Genomic DNA, 21,626 nt, shown 5'->3' with positions numbered 1-21,626 from the left:
ATGTCCCTGCTGGAGAAGTTCGAACGGTATCCGCTCACATTCGGCGCGACGCCGATTGAGCATCTGCCCAGGCTTACCGAAGCCCTTGGCGGCAAGGTGCAGATTTACGCCAAGCGGGAGGATTGCAATTCCGGCCTGGCCATGGGCGGCAACAAGCTGCGGAAGCTGGAATATATCGTTCCTGACGCAATCGCGTCAGGCGCCGATACATTGGTGTCGATCGGCGGCGTGCAATCCAACCACACCCGCATGGTCGCCGCGACAGCCGCCAAGATCGGCATGAAAAGCGTTGTTATCCAGGAAAAATGGGTGCCGCATCATGACGCGGTATATGACCGGGTGGGCAATATCCTGATGACCCGCCTGATGGGCGCCGACAGCCGCCTTGTCGAGGACGGGTTCGATATCGGCATCCGCAAAAGCTGGGAAGACGCGATCCAGTCGGTCAAGGATGCGGGCGGCAAGCCTTACGCCATTCCGGCGGGCGCCTCGGTGCATAAATTCGGTGCGCTTGGCTATATCGGCTTTGCGGAGGAGGTCGCCGAGCAGGAGAAGGAGCTTGGCTTCACTTTCGATTATATCGTGGTGTGCGTTGTGACGGGTTCCACCCAGGCCGGCATGGTCGTCGGTTTTGCGGCCCAGGACCGGGCCGACCGGGTGATTGGCATCGATGCTTCTGGCACGCTTGAACAGACGCGCGCGCAGGTCCGGCAGATTGTCGACAATACGGCCGAACTGGTCGGGCTTGGCCGGGAAGTGCGCGAGGATGAAATCGTCATCAATCCCGACTATGCCTATCCCGCATACGGCGTCCCTTCCGAGGAGACGAATGAGGCGATCCGCCTGGCCGCCCGCACAGAGGCCATGATGACCGACCCGGTATATGAGGGCAAATCGATGCAGGGCATGATCGACCTGACCCGGAAGGGCTTCTTCCCCGAAGGATCGAAGGTGCTTTACGCGCATCTGGGCGGCGCGCCCGCCCTCAATGGCTACAGCTATTATTACAGGAACGGCTGACCTTACGCTTCGCAAGCTCTTGGGCTTCGCCAGCATTGACGGTCCGCACTGGGGATAGGGCTGGCGTCTGGCCAGCCTGATCCAAAGCCGCACGCGCATTTCCATTGTGTCCCTGCGCTTGCCGGTCTCCCGGCAAGCGCAAGGATTTTACCTGCACATTTCAAACGCAAGGGAGCGTATCATGCAAATATTCCGGTGGTTGAAATCCTCCATTCTGTCCACGGCCGCTATCGTGGCCGCCGCTGCTTTGACGCCTGCGCAGGCCGCAGAGGTCAAGAATGTCGTCATTGTGCATGGCGCTCTTGCCGACGGTTCGGGATGGCGGAAAGTGTATGATCTGCTCTCCGCCAAGGGCTATAAGGTGACGATCGTGCAGGAGCCGATGACGTCTTTGCAGGATGATGTGAATGCGACGCATCGCATTCTCGCCATGCAGGACGGGCCAGCCATTCTGGTCGGGCATAGCTATGGCGGTGTCGTCATCACTGAGGCGGGCAATGCGCCGAATGTCGCGGGCCTGGTCTATATCGCCGCCTTTCAGCCGGATGCCGGGGAGACGCTGCTAAGCCTGGCGGGGCAGCAGCCCGCCGCGACCAAGGGCATATTGAGCACGCCGGATGGCTTCCTGTATCTGGACCCGAAGGTCTATGCGCAGGATTTCGCCGCGGACGTACCGCAGGCCGATGCGGAATATATGGCCAGGTCGCAGGTTTTTCCGGCGCAGGAAAGCTTCGCCACCAAGATAAAGTCGCCAGCCTGGAGAGCCAAGAAAAGCTGGGCGCTGGTCGCGTCCGAAGATCGCGCCATCCATCCCGATCTTCTACGCATGATGGCCAAGCGCGCGGGGAGCAAATCTGTCGAAGTTGCAGCCAGCCATGCCGTTTTCATGTCCCAGCCAGCGGCCGTCGCGGCGCTGATCGAGGATGCGGCCAAGGGCGTTTCCGACTAATCGGCTATTGCCCCGAAATACAAAAGGCCGGGCCGGACAGTGAAGTCCGGCCCGGCCTTTTTTGTTCGCCCTGACCGGTCAGGTGACGATCTGAAGCGGCGTTTCAACCAGGTCGCGGAAGGCGGCCATGAATTGCGCAGCAACCGCGCCGTCTATCGCACGATGATCGAAGCTGGCGGTGGCGGCCATGATGGTCGCCAGCGCGATCTCCCCATTCACCTTCCAGGGCTGCTCGACGCCTGCGGCAACGCCCAGGATCAGCGCCTGGGGCGGATTGATGACCGGGAACATCTCATCAATGCCGAACATGCCCAGGTTGGAGATGGAGGCAGTGCCGCCCTGATATTCCTCCGGCGTCAATTTGCCCTCCCGCGCCTTAGCGGCCAGAGCCTTGCTTTCCAGAGCAATGGCCGACAGCGAGAGCGAACCGGCATCCTTGATGACCGGCGTGATCAGGCCGCCCTCAATAGCCACGGCCATCGAAATGTCGGCGCGGCTAAAGCGATGCAGATCATCGCCGCCGAACTGCACATTCGCGTCGGGGACCCGATGAAGCGCAAGCGCAAGCGCCTTGATCAGGAAATCATTGACGCTGAGCTTGATGCCGCGCGCGGCGAGGCTGCCGTTGAGATCGGCGCGCAGGGCAAGCAGGCTGTCCAGATTGCAGCGCGCAGTCAGGTAGAAGTGCGGAACGGTCTGCTTGCTCTCCGTCAGGCGCTTGGCGATCGTGCGCCGCATGTTCGAAAGCTTGACCGTTTCCACCGGCACGCCAGCGGGCGGCGGCGCGATTTTGGCGGCCGCCAGAGCGACGGGGGCGGCGTCATTGGCTGGCGCCGGACGGACCAGAGGCGGCAGGCGCAGGTCGGCCTGAACGATCTTTCCACGCGCGCCCGATCCCGTGATCGACGCGAGAGAAATGCCCTTTGCCGCAGCAACCCGGCGGGCGAGGGGGGTCGCGTTAACGCCTGCTTCCACCGTCAGTGGAGCGGCGGCGGGCGCAGGAGCAGGAGCCGCCGGCGCGGGCTTGGGCGCTTCGATGACGGCCACTGCCGCTTCGGACGGTTGCGGCGACGCCTTCGGCGCTTCGGCCGCAGCGCTGGGTTGCGCGGCGGACGGCGCGGGGACGGATTCGCCTTCCTCGGCAAGCAGGGCGATGACGGTGCCGACCGGGACGTCGTCCGTGCCCTCCGTCACGACGAGCCGGGCGATGCGCCCTTCATCGACAGCCTCAAACTCCATCGTCGCCTTGTCGGTTTCAATCTCCGCGATCAGATCCCCGGCCTTGACGCTGTCGCCTTCGGTCACGAGCCATTTGGCCAGCGTGCCTTTCTCCATCGTGGGGGAAAGGGCGGGCATTTTCAGTTCGATCGGCATGTCAGTTCCCCAGGAAAAGTTCGGCGGCCGCTTCGACGATGGCGTCGGCGTCCAGCCGGTAGGTGCGGTAGAGATCCGGAAGATCGCCGGTCTGGCCGAAACGGTCCGTGCCCAGCGGGCTGACGCGCATGCCCTTCACGCCGCCCAGCCAGGACAGCGCGCCCGGCGATCCGTCGAGCACGGTGATGAGACCCGCGCCGGGCGCGAGCGATGACAGCAATGTGTCGGCGTGGCAGGGTTCGGCGTCCTTGCCGTTCCAGCGCGCGGCGCCCTTTGCCGACCAGCCGCGATGCAGCAGGTCAGGCGAGGTGACATTGAGCAGGCCCAGTCCCGGAATATCCTCGACAAGTTGCTCCCATGCCTGGAGCGCTTCGGGCGCGACGACGCCCGTAAAGACGATCGCCGCCTCGGCGCCCGCCGCCGGCTTGCGCAGCCAGTAGCCGCCCTTGAGAGCGTCATCTTCCCAGCCGCCATCTTCCCGGACCGTCTGTTCAATCGCGCGGGTCGAAAGGCGCAGATAGACGGACGATCCATCCGGCTTCTGCATATCGTCAAAGGCAAAGCGCATCATCAGCGCCAGTTCGTCCGCATAGGCGGGTTCGAAATAGGTGAGGTTGGGCTGGCCCATGCCGATCAACGGCGTGTTGATCGACTGATGCGCGCCGCCTTCGGCAGCCAGGGTGATGCCCGATGGCGTTCCCACCAGCAGGAAGCGGGAGTCCTGATAACAGCCATAGTTCAGCGCATCGAGGCCACGGGAAATGAACGGGTCATAGACCGTGCCGACAGGCAGGAGCCGGGTGCCGAAATGCGGAGCGGCGAGACCCAGCGACGTCAGCATGATGAAGAAGTTATTCTCCGCAATGCCCAGTTCGATGTGCTGACCGGCCGCATGCTGCGCCCATTTTTGCGCCGAAGGAATCTTGGCCTTGTGGAAAACGTCGGCCAGTTCCTGACGGCGGAACAGCCCGCGTTGATTGACGAAGCCGCCCAGATTGGTGGTCTGCGTGACGTCCGGCGCGGTTGTGACGATATGATCGCCCAGCGGTTCGCCCGATTTCGCCAGATCCAGCAAAATCCTGCCGAACGCAGCCTGGGTGGATTGTTCCGCGCCGTCGGGAACGGGCAGGCGGGCGGGAACCGGGACCGCAGGGGCGACCGGCTCCGGATCTTTCGACGCCAGCGGGCTGGCTTCGACAAACGCCTTGAGCTGCGCCGCGGCATTGTCGCCGAGGCCGCCCCACGGCTCCCATTCCCGTCCCTCGTCAATGCCCAGGCTGGCCCGGAATTTTTCCATCTGGGCCGGGTTCATCATGCCCGAATGATTGTCCTTATGCCCTGCCAGCGGCAGGCCAAAGCCCTTGACGGTATAGGCGATGAACAGGGTGGGCCGGTCGTCATTCGCGCCGTCGAATGCCTCGATCAGCGTTTCGACGCAGTGGCCGCCCAGATTGGTCATCAGTGTCGCCAGCGCATCGTCGTCAAAGCTTTCCAACAGCTTCTTGACGTGCGGCTTGCCGCCAATGTCCGCGACCAGCCGTTCGCGCCACGCCGCGCCGCCCTGATAGGTCAGCGCCGCGAAATCCGCATTGGGGCAATTGTCGATCCACTGTTCCAGCGTCTTGCCGCCCGGCCGCTCAAACGCTTCGCGCTGCCGCTTGCCATATTTCAGGGTGACGACCCGCCATCCACAGGTTTCGAAAATGTCGTCGAAACGGCGGAACATGCGGTCGGCGGTCGTATTATCGAGCGACTGGCGATTATAGTCGACGATCCACCAGCAGTTACGCAGGTCGTGCTTATAACCCTCGATCAGGCATTCGTAGATATTACCTTCATCGAGTTCGGCGTCGCCCATCAGGGCGATCATGCGGCCCGCATCCTGCTCCTTCATCTGGCCATGCGCGATCAGATAGTCCTGAACCAGGCTGCTAAATGCCGTGACGGCGACGCCAAGGCCGACCGATCCGGTCGAGAAATCGACAGGAATGGCGTCCTTCGTGCGGGACGGATAGCTCTGGACGCCGCCCAGGCCGCGGAAGCGCTGCATCCGGTCCAGCGACTGATTGCCCAGCAGATAGTGGATGGCGTGCAGGACCGGACCTGCGTGCGGCTTGACCGCAACCTTGTCCTGCGGGCGCAGCGCATGGAAATAGAGGGCGGACATGATCGCCGTCATTGAGGCGCAACTCGCCTGATGGCCGCCGACCTTCAGCCCGTCCCGCTTGGGACGGATGTGGTTGGCGTTATGCACCATCCAGGAGGAGAGCCATCTGAGGCGCACTTCCAGCGTGCTGATGGCGCTGACGACGTCCTGTCGCTCATTGGGGATGGTCTTGATCATGTTCGTCCTCTGCCCAAACCGGGAATATCGTCGATTAGCGCCCCAATGGGCGGCATGTCCTTGCGAATTCGCATGGCGGGCAGTGCATTTTTGGAATATAATGCCAATATATCAGGTTTTGGATTATATATATGCCAACATACGATCTTGATGAGCTGGACTGGAAGATTCTCGAGCAGGTTCAGACCGACGGACGCATCACCAATCATGAACTGTCGGAGAGAATAGGGCTGTCCCCAAGTCCCTGCCTGCGGCGGCTGAAGCATCTGGAAGCCGAAGGGGTGATCTCACGCTATGTCGCCCTGGTGGACCCCAGCCAGGTCGGCCTGGGGGTCAGTGCATTCATCCGCGTGCGGCTGGACCAGCAGGGGGACCATCATCTCGACGCCTTTGAAAAGGCGGTCGCCGAAATTCCCGAAGTGATGGAATGCTATCTGATGACCGGCGACGCCGATTATCAACTGCGCGTGCTGGTCGACTCGCTGGCGTCCTTCGAGGATTTCCTTCGCTACAATCTGACGCGCATGCCCGGCGTGTCGCAGGTGACGACCAGTTTTGCCCTACGCCCGGTCGTATACCGGACGGCGTTGCCCGCCCTTTCGAAGAAAAGCGCCAAGAGCCGCGACTGACGGGCAGGCAGGGCATCGGCTGGGCGGGTTTCCGATTGCCTTATGACAAAGCCAAGTGGATACCGGCCGGGGCCGGGTGCTGGACTTCGGCTGTTCCCCATGAGCGGAGAGGTCGATCATTACAGGCGAAACCAGAATGAAGCGGAAGGCGTGGTCGGCATCGCATGCGCGGGTGCAGCAGATGGCGGACAAGCGCGAGCGTATATTGGACGCCGCCCGCGACCGCTTCCTGGCGGAAGGATTTTCGGCCGCGAGCATGGACAGGATCGCTGAGGAGGCCGGTGCGTCGAAAATGACGCTGTATCGCCATTTCAAGAGCAAGGAGGCGCTCTTTCTGGCGGCGATCAACCGGGACTGTGCACAAATCTATGCCGTGGAGGAGCATGACCCGGCGACCACGCGGGAGGCAGCCGCGCAATCGCTGTCGGATTTCGGCCAGACCTTCGTCATGGCCATCACAGAACCGGGCGTGCTCGGCCTGTTCCGCATGCTGATGGGCGAAATGGCGCGTTTTCCAGAGCTTGGCCGCCTTTTCTACGACGCCGCCCCGGCGCGATCGATCGCCGTGATCGAACGCATTCTGTCCGGCCTGTTGCCCGCGGCCGAAGCCGACATGCGGGCTAGGGCGTTCATGCATCTGTTGATGGGAGACACCTATCAGCGCCTTGCCTTGGGCAAGATCGATTTCGCGCAAAGCGCGGCGGACTTCCCCGCGCAGATCAGTCTGGCGGTGGAATTGATCCTGTCCGGAATAGGAAAGGCTACCCCCGAAGAAAGACCTTGATGCGATACCCTATAGTATCGTATTAAACTGTGTGCACTTTGGCAGTGAGCCTGATGTGCTGCAGAGAGGATTCGGGAGAGCTTCATGAGTGAGGACAAGGTTGCGCCGGGCCATGACCTGGCGCGGGATACGAAGGGCTGGAGTTGCTATACGACCCCTCCGGCGGAAAGCCTGGAACTTTTCGAAAGTGCGCGGGCGCGCTGTCCGGTCGCCCATAGCAGCGAACATGACGGCTTCTACATGCTGCTCGACCATAAGGATGTCCGCAAGGCGATGGCGGACTATCGCACATTTTCTTCGGAGCCGCAGGTGCTGCGCCCCATGTTGCCGCGAAAGCAGATTCCGGCGCTGGAAATGGACCCGCCCCGGCACAGCGCCTGGCGCGCCCTGTTCAGTGCGGCCGTCACGACCGCCACGCCCGCTGCGATGGAGCCTTTTGTGCGGCAGGACGTCCGGCGGCATATCGCAAGCTTCATCGGCAAGGGATCATGCGACATCGTTGCGGAACTGGCGGAACCCGTGCCGGCCGAGACCATCTGCCACCTTGTCGGCATAGATGATGACAAGGTTCCGCCGATCCGGGAGGCTGCCCTCGCCATGTTCGCAGCGCAGGGCGACCCGGAGGAGTTCGGCAGGCGGCAGGCCGTTTTCGGCGCGCTGACGGTGACCGAGGTCCATGAACGGCGCGCGCGGCCGCGGGAGGATTTCCTGACTTCCCTTGCCGATGTGGAGGTCGAGGGCAGGTCGCTGGACGACAATGACTATGTTGTCCTCCTCTCCGCTTTCCTGGGGGCGGGGCATCACAGTACGACATCCGCCATGGCCAGCCTGATCTATGAGGTGTTTTCCCGGCCGGATGTCCGCGACCTTTTGATCCGCGACCCCGGCAAGATTCCGGTGGCGGTGGAGGAAGCGCTTCGGCTGAGGCCCCCTTTCTTCGGCTTTTTCCGGCGCACGACAAAGGCAGTGGACGTGCAGGGCGTGGAAATTCCGGCGGGCAAGGACGTCTATATGGGCTGGGCTGCCGCCAACCGCGATCCGCAGATATTCGAGTGCCCGGCCGAATTTTCGATCGATCGCCCAGCCAGCCGCCATTTCAGCTTCGGCTTCGGTATCCATATCTGCCCTGGCGCGCCCCTTGCCAGAATGGAGCTGTGCGTGATGCTGGAAGAATTGCTGACGATGATACCGGATATGCGGATCGAGAGCGGCGTTCCCATCTATCAGTTCGGGGGAGGGGATTATTCCTTCATCCCCGAACTGCATGTGTCGTTCGCCCCACGGGAGGCGTAGCACTGATCATCGGGAAAAGAACCGGCATCGCTTCTTTTGCGAGTGGATGCCGGATGGCCCTTAGGGACACTTACCCGCCGTCCGGCGCGATATCGTGATCGATCAGTTTGCGCAGGCAGCGCATGAAGGTAGCGCGATCTTCCTCTGACAATGGCGCAAGTATTTCACGCTGGGCGGCCTGCACCTTGGGCAAATTTTCCAGCAGCAGCTCAGTGCCCATGGCCGTCAGATGCATGGTCCACGCCCGGCTGTCGGCCTTATCCCGTTCGCGCTCCACCCAGCCGCGCGCGACCATGCGGCCAAGCATCTCCTTCAAGGTGCTCTTGTCGATGCCTGTCGCCTCTACAAGATCGCGCTGCGATGCGCCCGGCCGCTGGCCCAGCGCGAGCATCAGTGCGAATTGCTGGCGTGTAAGAACATCGCCGACGAGGCGGGTAAAGATGTCGAATGACCGCTGGTGATTCCGGCGCAGCAAATGGCCTGGCGCGGACATAAGGTCGAAGTGACGCAATTTCGCGGGCAGATCGTGATCCTTCACTTCTTCGGCTTTCTTTCCCTTGTCCGACCGCCGCCCCTATGCAGCATCGGACGAAGGAAATCACGCCCTCACGGAAAACTCCACCCTTCCAAGCTTCTGCACGAGGAGGCGAACATGCTGTCCCGGCGCAAGATGTTCGGCGGCGGTGGCTCCTCCGGCCATGACTATATCCCCCGCCTTCAAAGGTTCGCCGGCGCTGTCCGCCAGACGCGCGGCCGCCACGAGCGAACGCAGCGGGTGGCCTAGAATGGCGGCGGACGATCCGATCTGTACCGGCTGTCCGTCGATCTCCAGGATCATCCCCAGATTGGAGATGTCGGCCGCAGGGTCAGTCCAGGGACCGACGACGAAGCTGGATGACGAGCTGTTGTCGGCGACCACATCGGTCAGCGAAAATTTGAAGTCCTTGTAACGGGAATCGATGATTTCCAACGCGGGGGCGATTCCGCCGACAGCCGCCAGCGCCCCGGCTGGCGTTACCTTGCCGGCAAGGGGCGCCTTCAGGACGAAGGCGATTTCCGGTTCGACGCGCGGATGCACATAGGCGGAAAAATCGATGCTGCCGCCATCCTCGACCAGCATCTGATCCGTCAGGCGGCCCCAGATCATTTCGTCTATGCCCATCTGGGCCATTTTGGCGCGGCTGGTGAAACCCATCTTTATGCCAACGCGATTTTCGCCGCGCTGATACCGGCGGCCCAGCGATGCCGCCTGAACCCGGTAGGCGTCGTCCAGCGTCAGAGGATCTTCCAACTGCGGTGTGGCGGTCGCGTTGCGCGCGGCGTCATCGAGCCGCGCGGCGATGTCCATGATCTCAGGCATCGGCCTGCTCCTTTTGTTTCAGCATATCGAGCGCGACGTCGACGATCATATCCTCTTGTCCGCCGACCATCTTGCGACGGCCCAGCTCCACAAGGATGGCCCGCGTGTCGAGGCCATGATCCGCCGCCGCCTTTTCGGCGTGGCGCAGGAAGGAGGAATAGACGCCCGCATAACCGAGGGTCAGGGTCTCGCGGTCTACCCGCACCGGGCGGTCCTGCAGCGGCCGAACCAGATCCTCGGCCGCGTCCATCAGCGCATAGAGATCGCAGCCATGATTCCAGCCATAGGTATCGGCGGCGGCGATAAAGACTTCCAGCGGCGCATTGCCCGCGCCCGCGCCCATGCCCGCCAAACTGGCGTCGACCCGGACTATGCCATTCTGGACAGCGACGATGGAATTGGCGACGCCGAGCGACAGATTATGATGGGCGTGGACGCCGCGCTGCGTCTCCGGCTTCAGCACCCGGTCATAGGCCTGGCACCGTGCGGCATAGCCGTCCATCGTCAATGCGCCGCCGCTGTCAGTCACATAGACGCAATGCGCGCCATAGCTTTCCATCAGCTTGGCTTGGCTCGCCAACGCGTCCGGTTCGCTCATATGGCTCATCATCAGAAAGCCGGACACGTCCATGCCCAGATTGCGAGCGGCCTCGATATGCTGTTTCGACACATCGGCTTCGGTGCAATGGGTAGCGATCCGCACGGACCGGACGCCCATTTCATAGGCATGCTTCAGGTCATGTACGGTGCCGATGCCGGGCAGCAGCAGGGTGGTGAGGATGGAATGCTCCAGCACCTCGGCAACCGCGCCGATCCAGTCCCAGTCGGTATGAGCGCCGAAGCCGTAGTTGAAGCTCGACCCCTGAAGGCCGTCGCCATGCGCGACCTCGATCGCATCGACCTTGGCGCGGTCGAGAGCGCGGGCAATGGCCTGCACATGGCCCAGGCCATATTGATGCCGAATGGCGTGCATGCCGTCGCGCAGCGTCACGTCCTGAATGTAAAGCTTTTGTGTTGTGGGATCGAAGGCCATGGTCCGGTCCTGATAAAAGGGGTCAATAGCGCCTTAAGCGGCGATCTGCTCACGGTCGCGCAGGGCGATCTTTTCCGCGGTCTTGAGCGCCGCGGAAGTCATGATGTCGAGGTTGCCGGCATAGGCGGGCAAATAGTGGGCGGCGCCTTCCACCTCCAGGAACACCGAGACCTTGAGGCCGGTAAATTCGCCATTCATTTCCGGGATGCGGAGCGGCTTGTTGGAGCCGATATGTTCGAACTGCACCGCCTGTTTCAGGCGGTAACCCGGCACATAGCTCTGCACTTCCTTCACCATCTGCTCGACGGACGCGGCGATAGCCTCCTGATCTGCGTCGTCGGTGAGGCAATATACGGTGTCGCGCATGATCAGGGGCGGTTCCGCGGGGTTCAATATGATGATGGCCTTGCCGCGCGCCGCGCCGCCGACATCGACGATCGCCTGACTTGTCGTCTCAGTAAACTCGTCGATATTGGCGCGGGTGCCGGGACCGGCCGACTTCGACGCGATCGAGGCAACAATCTCGCCATAACGCACCTTCGCCACGCGGTTCACTGCGGCGACGATGGGGATTGTCGCCTGTCCGCCGCATGTCACCATGTTCACATTGGGCGCATCCAGATTGGCGTCGCCATTAACGGGCGGGATCGTGTAGGGGCCGATCGCGGCGGGCGTAAGATCGATCACCCGCTTGCCATGTGCGATCAGCGCTTCGCTATGCCGGGCGTGGGCGCCTGCGGACGTGGCGTCGAACACGATGCCGATGTCGGCAAATTCAGGCATGGCCATCAATCCATCCAGCCCGCCGGCGGTGATAGGAACACCCATGCGCGCCGCACGCTTCAACCCATCGGATTCCGGGTCGATCCCGACAAATGCCCCCATTTCCAGCACGTCGGACAGCCGCATGATCTTGATCATCAAGTCCGTGCCGATATTGCCCGATCCGATGATGGCCACCTTGGTCTTCATCGTCATCATTCCTTTCCAAAACCTACGCGAACGCTGCCCAGTCCTTCGATCCGGGCTTCAACCTTATCCCCTGGTTTGACGGCGACCATTGGGCCCAGCGTCCCGGCAAGGACGATGTCGCCCTCCTTGAGCGGCCGCCCCACCTCGGCCATCTTGGCGGCGAGCCAGCCCAGCGCATGCAGCGGATTGCCCAGGCATGCGGCACCAGCGCCGAAGGATACCTGTTCGCCATTCTTCTCCAGCACCATGCCGCACAGACGCAGGTCCAGCGCATCAAGCTTGACCGGCGTCGTGCCCAGCACGAACAGGCCGGAGGATGCATTGTCGGCGATCGTGTCGACAATGCGGATGTTCCAATCCGCGATCCGGCTATCGACAATCTCGATGGCGGGCAGGGCGTAGTCGACGCTGTTGATCAGCTCGGCCGTGGTCAGCGCCTTCGCATTGGGCGTCCGGCGAAGAACGAAGGCGATTTCCGCCTCGACCTTCGGTTGCAGCAGGCGTCCGGGCGCGACGTCATCGCCGTCCGCGATCGCCATGTCGGCAAAAAGCGCGCCGAAGTCAGGCTGATCCACCCCCAACTGCTTCTGCACGGTCTTTGCGGTGAGACCGATCTTCGCGCCGACCAGCACGCGCCCCTGTTTCAGCCAGTGGGCGGTATTGGCCTCCTGAATGGCATAGGCGTCCTCAACCGAAGCGTCTGGCAAATCGATGCGGATCGGCTCCACCGGAACCAGAGTGTCATATGCGCCGCGCAAGGAAGCGGCCTTCTGTTCCACCATATCGCTGCCCAGCGCGGGCGCAGTCATTACGCTTGCCATTCGGGATCTCCGAAACAAAGAAATTGCCACATGCGCTCGAAAAGAGCGCCCGCCCTGACGGCGCGCTTCGCGACCTCATCGGCGGTATATTCACGCGGGGTCCGCCCAGCGGCGCGGGCAGGCAGCAGGGCCAGTTCGATCTTGGCCGCGTCCTCCAGGAAGAAGGCAAGGCTCGCCGCTTCCTCCAGCGTCTCGCCCGCGATGACCGCGCCATTCCCCGACAGGACGATCGCGGCGGCGTCACCCATCATCTCGGCCACGGCAACTGCTTGCGCGTCGTCCCGCACCAGGGCGACGCCAGGCCACAAAGGCGGAGCAGGCGCGAAATAGGTTCCCAGGCCGTGCAGCGCGCGGGGCGTTTCACCAAGGGCGGACAGCGCCATCACCGCAGGAGATTGCACCCGGCAGATGCCGCCAATGGAGGGCCGTCGGCGATAGATTTCGCGATGAATGCGAACCTCCGGCAAGGCGCCGGGCGGCAGGTCTCCGTCGAGCGGCACCTGCACGCCGGGTTCGTCCAGGCCGACAGTCCCCAGCGGTTGCGCGGGAGATACGAGAAAGCTTTCGGCGTTCAACCGCGCGCTCACATGGCCATAGGCGTGGGCAAGTCCGTGCCTGCCCATTGCGCGCGCGGCCATCCTTACCGTGCGTGACGGGTCAGGCTGCACGGGCGATCGCTGAGCCATTTGGCTGGGGCACCCTGAATTCCGGGATGTCCGGCACCGAGCCCCACATGCAGAAACTGGATTCCGCCTTGGGGAACTGCCGGGGGACATAGGTCTTTTCGTCCTCGGCCGTGATCAGGCGGACGCCCGTCGAATATTCGTAGACGATATCGTCCGGCCCCTGAAAATAGAGGAAGCGGGCGCCGGATGTGGGATGACGGCCAGGGCCGAACACGATCCGCACATTATTCTTCTGCAGATGGTAGAATGACCGCATGATGTCGTCGATCGACTCCACCTGGAAATTCACATGCTGGATGCCTGCGCGGGTTGAGGGAAACAGGGCGACATTGTGATGCACGTCGTTGATGCGGATCAAAGCCGCGTCGCCGATCCAGTCGCTGACTTTCCCACCCAGATTGCGAACCCAGAACGCCTCATCCGCGCTGGGGTTGCGGGTGTGCAGGCCGACATGGCTGAAATTCAAAATGCCCGCGTCGCGCGTTGGGAAATAGCGTCTGCCGCAAGCGTCCGGCCGTGCGACCAGTTCGATGATATTTCCCGTGGGATCGGAAACCACAATCAGACCGCGCACGCGGCGCAGTTCGCGCTCCTCGCTCGTGCCTGCCCGGACTGTGACGCCCGACGCCTCGAACGCCTTTGCCGCCTCATCAAGCGCGTCCAGGCTTGCCACTTCCCAGCCAGTGACCTGGCCGCTCTCACGCCCTTGCGTGTAGCAGATGTTATGGTCGCGATCGTCGCCGCGCAGATAGGCGCGATTGCCATCCCGCTCCATAAGTTCAAGGCCAAGGATATCGGTGGCGAAGCGGACGCTGGTATCCAGATCGTCGCAACCGATCCGCACGTAGCGGATGTCATGAAGGTCGGCACCCATTTTACATATCCCTGGTCAAGTTGATGCAGCGCATTGGACTATCGGGCATCGGCATGCCCGCTCCCTCGATCATAATTTGATGCAGATGTTCGTCGGCTCGGAATAGAAATTGACGGAATGCTCTCCGCCCTCGCGGCCTACGCCCGACATTTTGGCGCCGCCAAAGGGCGTGCGCAGATCGCGCAGGAACCAGCAATTCACCCAGGATATGCCGACCTCCATCGCCTTGCCCACGCGATGCGCGCGCGAAAGATTGGTGGTCCAGATGGAGGAGGCCAGGCCATATTCGCTGTCATTGGCCATGCGAACTGCTTCCTCCTCCGTATCGAAGGGGATGATCGCACATGCGGGGCCGAAGATTTCCTCACGGCACACCCGCGCCTCATGAGGAAGGCCGGTCCAAATGGTTGGCTGGACAAAATAGCCGCCCGCCGCATCGCCCGCCAAATCGGGGATGCCGCCGCCCGTGATGACAGTGGCGCCTTCCTCCACGGCGAGCTGGTAATAGCCCAGAACCTTGCCCCGATGTTCTTCCGAGATTACCGGGCCGAGCGTCACGCCGGGGTCGTTCGGCAACCCCGGCAGCAATGCTTCGGCTTTCTCCTTCATTCCCGCGACGAAGCGGTCGAGCACGGGACGCTCCACATAGATGCGTTCAGGCGCGAGGCATACCTGGCCGGTATTGAGAAAGGCCGCACGCGCCAATCCGGCGACGGCTGCATCCATGTCGGCGTCCGCAAAGACGATGGCAGCATTTTTGCCGCCCAATTCGAAGGAGAGCGCTTTCACCGTAGGAGCAGCCGCCTTCATGATAGCCGATCCGGTGCGTGTTTCGCCGGTGAAGGTGATCGCGCGCACGCCGGGATGGCTCGTTAGAAATTCGCCCGCGGAATCCGGGCCGAAGCCGTGGATCACGTTGAACACGCCGTCCGGCATGCCGACCTCGGCCATGACCTCGCCCAGCAGGGTTGTGGTCGATGGCGTTTCCTCGGAAGGCTTCACGATCACCGCATTGCCGCAGGCGAGGGCAGGGGCGACCTTCCACGTCATGAGCAGCAGCGGCAGATTCCAGGGGCTGATGACGCCAACCACGCCCAGCGGCTTGCGCACTGCATAGTTGAGAGCCTTGCCGCCGTCGGGCGTATCCATCTCAAAGGTTTCGGTGGACAGATTGGCAATCGCATCCGCAAAAACCCGGAAATTTGCCGCGCCGCGCGGAATATCGAGATGGTGGGCCAGATCATGGGGCTTGCCCGTGTCAGCAATCTCGGCTTCCAGAAATTCGTCGAAGCGCTCCTCGATGCGGTCCGCGACCCGCGTCAGCAATGCGCGGCGCTTGGCCAGCGTCATATTGCCCCATTCGCCCTCGACCGCTTTCCGGGCGGCGCGAACGGCTTCATCGACGATGGCGCGATCGGCCTCATAGGCCGTGGCGTGAACGGATCCCGTCGCTGGATCGAAGATATCGAACGGTGCGCCGCCATCGATAAATTTGCCACCGATGAAGTTGCGCAGAATCCGTTTCGGCCGTTCCGCCGCCGTGCTGGCAAGAGCGGTCTGGCTTGCGTGCGCGATCATTCACCTCTCCATCTTGAGTCGTTTATGGATGTATACGTCCTAAAGAATATGGATGCAACCCTGATGCCATGAAGATTGCGGGCATATCGTTTCCTGACCCATGCACCGGGGAGTGCGCATGATGGAAATCGCATGAAAATGGCGATTAATTGACGCGCTCAATCACCATCGCCTGGGAATTTTCGATAATTTTGGGAGAGACCGCACAAAAGGTGTGGACACAAACTGTATCCAGAATATCATGCAGCAATCAGAGGTGGCGCAGAATCTCTGATGTCTCTCCCTGTGTCAGCCCGGTTTGCCGATGCTGATGCGTTACAGGGCGCTCTACGGCCGGCGGTGCTGCATCACCGCCGGCCATTTTTTTGGACAGAGATGGGGGTCAGGCGGCGTTTGCGCCGGCGATGGAGAAGCTGAGGCAGCTCCTGAGGCGCGACGTGTCATATTCCGGCGCGAGGGCGGCCAGCAATTCTAGGGCGGTTCGAGCGAGATGGCGCGCCGCCAGTTCGGCGGCCAGCGATGCGTTGCCATTGGACATGGCCTGGAACATTTCCCTATGTTCCGCTTCGCCGCGCTGCCACCATCCGACAAGATGAGCGCCCTTGTACGCGGATTGATATCGCTCGCTACGCAATTCCAGTTGTTCCAGCTCATTCGCCAGAACTTCGCCTGCCTCGGCAACGATCAACCGGTGGAGCCTGCGATGCAGTTTCTGCCACTGTTCAAAGACGTCATGCGCATCCTCGCTCTCGAGCGCGAGGATAACCTCGCGCAATTCGTCGAGCAGCGCAGGCGTCATCCGTTTTGTGGTGATGGCCACACCCAGCGATTCCAGTGCGAGCCGCTTGATATAGAGCGCTTCGATATCGACGGGATCGAAACCGACGACACGGCTGCGGTAATTTGGTTCGCCGACGAGCAGGCCGCCCTCCTGCAGCATGCGCATCGCTTCCCGAACGGGCGTGCGACTGACATTCAGGGTCTTTGCGAGTTCGACTTGCGAGACGATCGTGCCGGGTTTCAGTTGGCCGCTGAGAATGGATTGCTGCAGGGTTTCATAGACCTCAACGGCCGTGCGCCGTCCATCGCTGCGATCGATAGGTTTCAGAACGTCCGCAAGAGAAGCCATAGAGGACCGATAACATCGGATGCAGTTTAATCAATAGGCACGGAGGATGGGAAAGGCGCGCGCCGCCAACGGCCGGATTCCCAAAGAGGATCGGCCATTCCGGCCCCAGCCCCAGGATGCCGGAAATATTCAGACATGCGAGGCGGCGTAAAATTGTATTCACATGCGGACAGGCCGGCGGCTTGGTTTTTGCCTGGGGAGGAAATCGCCGCTTTTATTTCGGGTCCGCGCGCCCGGTGTCGACCGCCATTCCGCCAGCGGTAGCGCAAGGGATGTGCGCATATTAAGCGATAGGCGTGACCAGTTCGCCCAGCGGGCCAACCTCCATGACGACCGTATCGCCGGATTTCAGATATTCGCCACGGCCATGCCCGGTTCCCGCCGGCGTGCCGGTCGCGATGATGTCGCCTGGATACAGCGTCATGATCGAGCTGATATGCTCAATGATCGCGGCCACGCCGAAAACCATTTCCCGCGTGTTGGAATCCTGTTTCGTCACGCCATTGACGCTAAGCCGCATCCGCAAGTCCTGCGGATCGGGAACGAAGCGCGCTGGGACGATATAGGGTCCGAAGGGCGCAAAGCCATCGAACGCCTTATGCTGCACCCAATCGACGCCAACCGGCGGCCGCTTGTCCAGCCAGTCGCGGGCGGACAGGTCGTTGAAATTCGCATAGCCGGCGATCACATCGAGGGCGCCGGATGCGGGCACATCCACGCATTGCTTGCCGATGACGACAGCCAGTTCCGCTTCCCAATCCATCATGCTGGAGCGGCGGGGCACGGCGACGGCCTCGCCCGAAGCGCGGATCGTGTTATTCGCCGGTTTCAGGAAGCTGTAAGGATAGGTCGGAACCATCGGGATGGGCATTTCGGCGATATGATCGTGAAAATTGGAACCGATGCACACAATCTTTCCGGGGGCTTGTATCGGGGACAAGAACCGAACGGAGCCCGCGGACAATCCCTCGGAAGAAAATCGAGACAAATTTGCATCCACATATGCGGAAATAATTTGCTCGGACTCGTCCCAATTCTGCAATAGCGGCAGCAGGTCGCCCGGCGCCTTGCCTTCGCTGCCCGGCAGAATATCCGCCAGCGGCAGCATATGGCCGGCATATTCCACCACGGGCGCGCTCTGTCCTTCAATCTGGACAACCGCCAGGCGATACTGGTCCGTCATGCGCTTCCCCCGTCTCTTTCCGCTTTTGTGGTCAGGCCGATTCCCCAGTGTTCCGGCTCAATTTCCGTAACGATCACGCGAACGGACTGCTCTGGAACGCCCAGCGTCCGAATGGCCGCTTCTGCGAGTTCCTTCATGAAGGCTCTCTTTTGTTCAGCCGTGCGCCCACGGATCATCTGCACCGAAATTAGCGGCATCCCTTTTCCCTCTCCGTGACTGCTCAGATGCGGAGTCGTGCATCCTCAATAGCCAATTCGTGGCATCGCGCAATATAGTGGATGCAGTTATGGAATTTTAGATAGCTGCGATCATGCAGGAAGGTGCTGGAACATGTTAGCACGCGCCTGTTCGTCAAACTGCATTTTGAATGCATGGCGTTCACGCAGGCCATGTACGGCCAAGGCTGCGGGGCGTTGGCCGATCCTGTCGACCAGCCGCATCAGATGGGGGAAATCCTGCCGGGCTTCGACGCCCAGCACCCGATCGATATTGGCGCACCAGCCCCAGACCGCCATATCGACTATGGTATAGGTGTCACCAACCATCCATTCCCGATAGGCGAGATGATCGTTGAGCACCCCGTAATGACGGCGCGCTTCAAACACATAGCGCTGGACCCCGTAGCTTTTCGGTTCCGGCGCATAATGCTGAAAATGCACGGCCTGCCCGCTATAGGGACCAAGTCCGGTTGCCACGAACATCAGCCAGGACAGAAGCGTTCCGCGCGCAGCAAAGGATTCCCCCGGAAGGAACTTCCCGTATTTTTCGGCGAGATAAAGCAAGATGGCGTTGCTGTCGAAAATGGTGACGCCTTCATCCACCAGAACAGGCAGTTTCCCATTCGGATTAAGGCGCAGAAATTCGGGGCTGAGCTGCTCGCCTTTCAATATGTCCACCGGGATCGCGTCGTAAGGCACCCCGGATTCTTCAAGGAAAAGCGCGACCTTCATCGGATTGGGACCGATGCAATAATAGAAGCTGATCATGCCCAGTCTCCGTCATGCTGATGGTGTTGTGGTTGGTGCAAAGCCGTTCGCGATGCTGTTGAAATGCCGGCTCCGGCCGACCCGATCGATGGTTCCCTCTCAATCCATCCATGGCCTTTGAGATTGCGCATGCCCGATTATGGTTCTGGCGAATGGACAAAGCTCATGGCGCATTGCAGGCGCTTCATCGCGGCAAGATGTTGCGCTTCCAATTGTGGATACAGATTCCTGATGAGGGTATGTTTGTCAAGCTAGGCGGATGCGTCCGGCCATTCAGTGCGCGTCTGCGGAGATTGCTGTTTCCCTGACAAGCTCCTGGCATCTGGCGACCATCATGCCTCTGAGCCAGGCATGCGCGGCATCATGATCGTCGCGGATGTGCCATAGCATCTTTATGGCGATCTCCGCGAACTCATCGGACAGGATGAGGGGGCGGACGTCGGCATCGCAGCATAGCCGCGGAGCCAGGCGGGCTGGAACGATGCCGATCGAATGGGTGTCTGCCACCATGGGCGCGATCGACAGGAAGCTTGGCACGCGCACGCGCGGCGGATGCCGGTTGGACAGGTTCCGGCTGCCGACATCCTCGACGGCCCGTTTGCTGCCCAGAAACTGGGTGGCGACATGTGGATATGCGAGAAGTTCGTCGAGGCCGATCCGGCCTGTCAACGGATGGTCATTGTCCACGATGGCGACGAACCGGTCAGTCATCAGCGTCTTTGTGCGCACTGATCGCGCCGCTTCTCCACCGATATCATCGATGAGATCGCCAGTGACGCAGAGGTCAACCTTGCCGCTATATACGCTCTCGACAGGCTGATCGATGGCGCTGATGTCAAACTGCACGCCTTTTGCCGTCGCCATCATCTGATCCATGACCTGCGGGAAAATGATGAACAGTCCAAATTCCGACGTCATCATTGTGAATCGGCGTTCCAGATTTTCAGGCTCAAACGGACCGGGATCGAGGGTCAGCTTTTCCGCCGCCAGCAGCATCTGACGCACCTCTGGCAGAAGCGCGCCGGCGCGCTGCGTCAACTGCATCGACTTTCCCACTCTTACCAGCAAGGGATCATGCAACTGATCGCGAAGGCGGCCCAACATGCCGCTCATCGTCGGCTGGGATACGCCAATCTGCCTCGCCGCCACCGTCACATTCCGACTGTGCAACAGGGCGTCGAGGGCGGGTAGCAGATTCAAATCCAGCTCAGCCATGGCCTCTCCTGTCGGCCGTGTTGTTTCAGAAGTGTACCCAATTATCGGAAAAGCCGATAGCATCATTTGGTCCGGGCATTTTTCAACGACAGGCGGCGTCTTTACCCTTCGATCCAATCACAATCATAAGGGATGAGGACATGAACCGGATGACCAATCCACCGCAGGCCGATGACTGGCTGAGTATGGAGCCTGCGCCTGATGTGGATGAACTGATCGAGCGGGCCGCTGCTCTGCGCCCCATGCTGTTCGACCGCGCTGCACAGACGGAGCGGGACCAGTGCGTGTCCAAGGAGGTCACGGCCGAACTAGTTAGAGCAGGACTATACCGGATCTGCCAACCTCGCCGGTTCGGCGGATACGGGTTGCCGCCTTCGGTCATGTTGCAGGTTGGCTTTGAGCTTGGCCGCGCATGTGGAAGCACCGCCTGGTGCGTCATGATCGGCAATGTGAATGCGTGGATGACGTCTTACTGGCCGATCGAGGCGCAGCAGGAAATCTGGGCGGAGAGCAGCGACGATCTGGTGATTGGAACCTTCGTTCCGACTGGTAACTGTTCACCGGCGCCTGGCGGATATCATGTCAGCGGACGGTGGCCGTTCGGAAGCAATTGCGATCATGCCGCATGGATGTTCGTTGGCGCGGCGCTGCCCGATGCGGACGGGAAGCCAGCGGATGTGGGGTGGTTCATGATCCCGCGCGCCGAACTGGGCATTGATCATGATAGCTGGCGGGTGAGCGGCATGCAGGGCACTGGCAGCAAGACCCTGTTCGCCAACGACCCGCTATTCGTGCCCGATCACAGGATCATCAGATTTTCGGATGTCATGCGCGGGACAACGCCGGGGCCAAAGGAGGCCGGGCTGGACATGTCGATGTTCGCCTTCACGACCTTTGGCGCGCTTGGTCTTGTGGCTCCGCTGCTGGGCATGGCCCAGGGCGCTTTGGACTGGTTTTCCGACACCATGCAGAAAAAGGTGAAGACCAGCCTGAAGCCGGGTGGCGCAGGAACGGCTGCCCAAAGTCCGTTCACCCAGACGCGAATCGGTGAGGCCTCGGCGGCGATAGATTCTGCTTTTTGTCTTTTGTTGGCCGATCTCGCCCCGGTGGAGAAAAAGGTGATGGAGGAGCAGTCGCTGACCGTCACGGAGCGGATTCGTATTCGCCGCGACATCGGCTTTGCCGCGGCGCAGTCGGTTCGAGCGGTTAACCTGCTGTTCGAGGGTGCGGGGGCATCCGCGGCGAGTCTGGATGCGCCAATCCAGCGATACTGGCGGGATATAAACGCCGCCGCCCGCCACGCGACGCTGGATGTGCAAACCATATATAGTCTGGTCGGTCAGGACAGGCTCGGCGTTCCGACTACCTCTCCCTTCTGAACGCACTTTGCCGCGCT

At 61.4% G+C, this 21,626-nt stretch carries 21 protein-coding genes; 6 read left to right on the top strand and 15 right to left on the bottom strand.

Annotated elements, in window-relative coordinates:
* Positions 1-1,020, top strand: a complete 1,020-nt coding sequence (locus BHQ40_RS06560; RefSeq protein ID WP_070154198.1) for a 1-aminocyclopropane-1-carboxylate deaminase — start codon at positions 1-3, stop codon at positions 1,018-1,020.
* A gap of 181 nt (positions 1,021-1,201) precedes the next feature.
* On the top strand, positions 1,202-1,969 hold the full coding sequence (locus tag BHQ40_RS06555) for an alpha/beta hydrolase (RefSeq protein WP_070154196.1): 768 nt from the start codon (positions 1,202-1,204) through the stop codon (positions 1,967-1,969).
* A 78-nt stretch (positions 1,970-2,047) separates the two neighbouring features.
* Here BHQ40_RS06555 and BHQ40_RS06550 read toward each other — a convergent pair whose 3' ends face one another.
* Both BHQ40_RS06550 and BHQ40_RS06545 read right to left on the bottom strand, forming a co-directional pair.
* Entirely contained in the window at positions 2,048-3,343 is a 1,296-nt protein-coding gene (locus BHQ40_RS06550) for a pyruvate dehydrogenase complex dihydrolipoamide acetyltransferase (RefSeq protein WP_070154193.1), read from the bottom strand.
* A 1-nt stretch (position 3,344) separates the two neighbouring features.
* The gene (locus BHQ40_RS06545) at positions 3,345-5,687 is read right to left on the bottom strand and encodes a thiamine pyrophosphate-binding protein (protein WP_171905787.1); all 2,343 of its coding nucleotides are present in this window, start codon (positions 5,685-5,687) and stop codon (positions 3,345-3,347) included.
* A 131-nt stretch (positions 5,688-5,818) separates the two neighbouring features.
* Here BHQ40_RS06545 and BHQ40_RS06540 point away from each other — a divergent pair, with 131 nt between their 5' ends.
* From BHQ40_RS06540 to BHQ40_RS06530, 3 genes are all read left to right on the top strand, one after another.
* Positions 5,819-6,316, top strand: coding sequence for an Lrp/AsnC family transcriptional regulator (locus BHQ40_RS06540; RefSeq protein WP_070154191.1), 498 nt, complete (start codon positions 5,819-5,821; stop codon positions 6,314-6,316).
* A 136-nt stretch (positions 6,317-6,452) separates the two neighbouring features.
* On the top strand, positions 6,453-7,100 hold the full coding sequence (locus BHQ40_RS06535; RefSeq protein ID WP_139139209.1) for a TetR/AcrR family transcriptional regulator: 648 nt from the start codon (positions 6,453-6,455) through the stop codon (positions 7,098-7,100).
* 84 nt (positions 7,101-7,184) lie between these two features.
* Positions 7,185-8,393 carry a cytochrome P450 gene (locus tag BHQ40_RS06530; protein WP_070154186.1) on the top strand — a complete coding sequence of 403 codons (1,209 nt, stop codon included), beginning with the start codon at positions 7,185-7,187 and terminating at the stop codon, positions 8,391-8,393.
* 70 nt (positions 8,394-8,463) lie between these two features.
* Here the strand turns inward: BHQ40_RS06530 and BHQ40_RS06525 are convergent, their stop codons facing one another.
* The 13 genes from BHQ40_RS06525 to BHQ40_RS06465 form a co-directional block, all read right to left on the bottom strand.
* Complete coding sequence (locus BHQ40_RS06525) at positions 8,464-8,931, bottom strand: MarR family winged helix-turn-helix transcriptional regulator (protein WP_070154183.1); 468 nt, start codon at positions 8,929-8,931, stop codon at positions 8,464-8,466.
* Positions 8,932-8,991: 60 nt separating this feature from the next.
* On the bottom strand, positions 8,992-9,753 hold the full coding sequence (locus BHQ40_RS06520) for a 2-keto-4-pentenoate hydratase (RefSeq protein WP_070154182.1): 762 nt from the start codon (positions 9,751-9,753) through the stop codon (positions 8,992-8,994).
* Entirely contained in the window at positions 9,746-10,786 is a 1,041-nt protein-coding gene (gene dmpG, locus BHQ40_RS06515) for a 4-hydroxy-2-oxovalerate aldolase (protein ID WP_070154181.1), read from the bottom strand. Before dmpG ends, BHQ40_RS06520 begins: the two co-directional genes overlap by 8 nt.
* A gap of 33 nt (positions 10,787-10,819) precedes the next feature.
* The gene (locus tag BHQ40_RS06510) at positions 10,820-11,764 is read right to left on the bottom strand and encodes an acetaldehyde dehydrogenase (acetylating) (protein WP_070154178.1); all 945 of its coding nucleotides are present in this window, start codon (positions 11,762-11,764) and stop codon (positions 10,820-10,822) included.
* Positions 11,764-12,579: a 2-keto-4-pentenoate hydratase gene (locus BHQ40_RS06505; RefSeq protein WP_253183280.1), complete on the bottom strand. Its 816-nt coding sequence runs from the start codon at positions 12,577-12,579 to the stop codon at positions 11,764-11,766. Before BHQ40_RS06505 ends, BHQ40_RS06510 begins: the two co-directional genes overlap by 1 nt.
* Entirely contained in the window at positions 12,567-13,217 is a 651-nt protein-coding gene (locus tag BHQ40_RS06500) for a class II aldolase/adducin family protein (RefSeq protein ID WP_290438419.1), read from the bottom strand. Before BHQ40_RS06500 ends, BHQ40_RS06505 begins: the two co-directional genes overlap by 13 nt.
* 19 nt (positions 13,218-13,236) lie before the next feature.
* Entirely contained in the window at positions 13,237-14,139 is a 903-nt protein-coding gene (locus tag BHQ40_RS06495) for a VOC family protein (RefSeq protein WP_070154172.1), read from the bottom strand.
* A gap of 69 nt (positions 14,140-14,208) precedes the next feature.
* Positions 14,209-15,717, bottom strand: a complete 1,509-nt coding sequence (locus BHQ40_RS06490) for a 2-hydroxymuconic semialdehyde dehydrogenase (RefSeq protein ID WP_083276746.1) — start codon at positions 15,715-15,717, stop codon at positions 14,209-14,211.
* Between the two features lie 382 nt (positions 15,718-16,099).
* Positions 16,100-16,846, bottom strand: coding sequence for a GntR family transcriptional regulator (locus BHQ40_RS06485; protein ID WP_070154170.1), 747 nt, complete (start codon positions 16,844-16,846; stop codon positions 16,100-16,102).
* Positions 16,847-17,129: 283 nt separating this feature from the next.
* Positions 17,130-18,029, bottom strand: coding sequence for a fumarylacetoacetate hydrolase family protein (locus tag BHQ40_RS06480; RefSeq protein WP_070154168.1), 900 nt, complete (start codon positions 18,027-18,029; stop codon positions 17,130-17,132).
* Positions 18,026-18,226 carry a 2-hydroxymuconate tautomerase gene (thmT, locus tag BHQ40_RS06475; RefSeq protein ID WP_070154166.1) on the bottom strand — a complete coding sequence of 67 codons (201 nt, stop codon included), beginning with the start codon at positions 18,224-18,226 and terminating at the stop codon, positions 18,026-18,028. The genes BHQ40_RS06480 and thmT overlap by 4 nt, the downstream gene beginning before the upstream one ends.
* Before the next feature lie 111 nt (positions 18,227-18,337).
* Positions 18,338-19,015: a glutathione S-transferase family protein gene (locus BHQ40_RS06470; RefSeq protein WP_070154164.1), complete on the bottom strand. Its 678-nt coding sequence runs from the start codon at positions 19,013-19,015 to the stop codon at positions 18,338-18,340.
* A gap of 273 nt (positions 19,016-19,288) precedes the next feature.
* A complete protein-coding gene (locus BHQ40_RS06465; RefSeq protein ID WP_070154160.1) occupies positions 19,289-20,230 on the bottom strand; it encodes a LysR family transcriptional regulator in 942 nt (313 codons plus the stop codon).
* A gap of 140 nt (positions 20,231-20,370) precedes the next feature.
* Between BHQ40_RS06465 and BHQ40_RS06460 the strand changes: the two genes are divergently transcribed.
* Entirely contained in the window at positions 20,371-21,609 is a 1,239-nt protein-coding gene (locus BHQ40_RS06460; RefSeq protein WP_070154158.1) for an acyl-CoA dehydrogenase family protein, read from the top strand.
* Positions 21,610-21,626: the final 17 nt, after the last annotated feature.

The organism is Sphingobium phenoxybenzoativorans (assembly GCF_001757355.1).
GTDB classification, from domain to species: domain Bacteria; phylum Pseudomonadota; class Alphaproteobacteria; order Sphingomonadales; family Sphingomonadaceae; genus Sphingobium; species Sphingobium phenoxybenzoativorans.
Note: the sequence above shows the minus strand (reverse complement) of the source record. Positions and strands in the feature narration are given on the sequence as shown.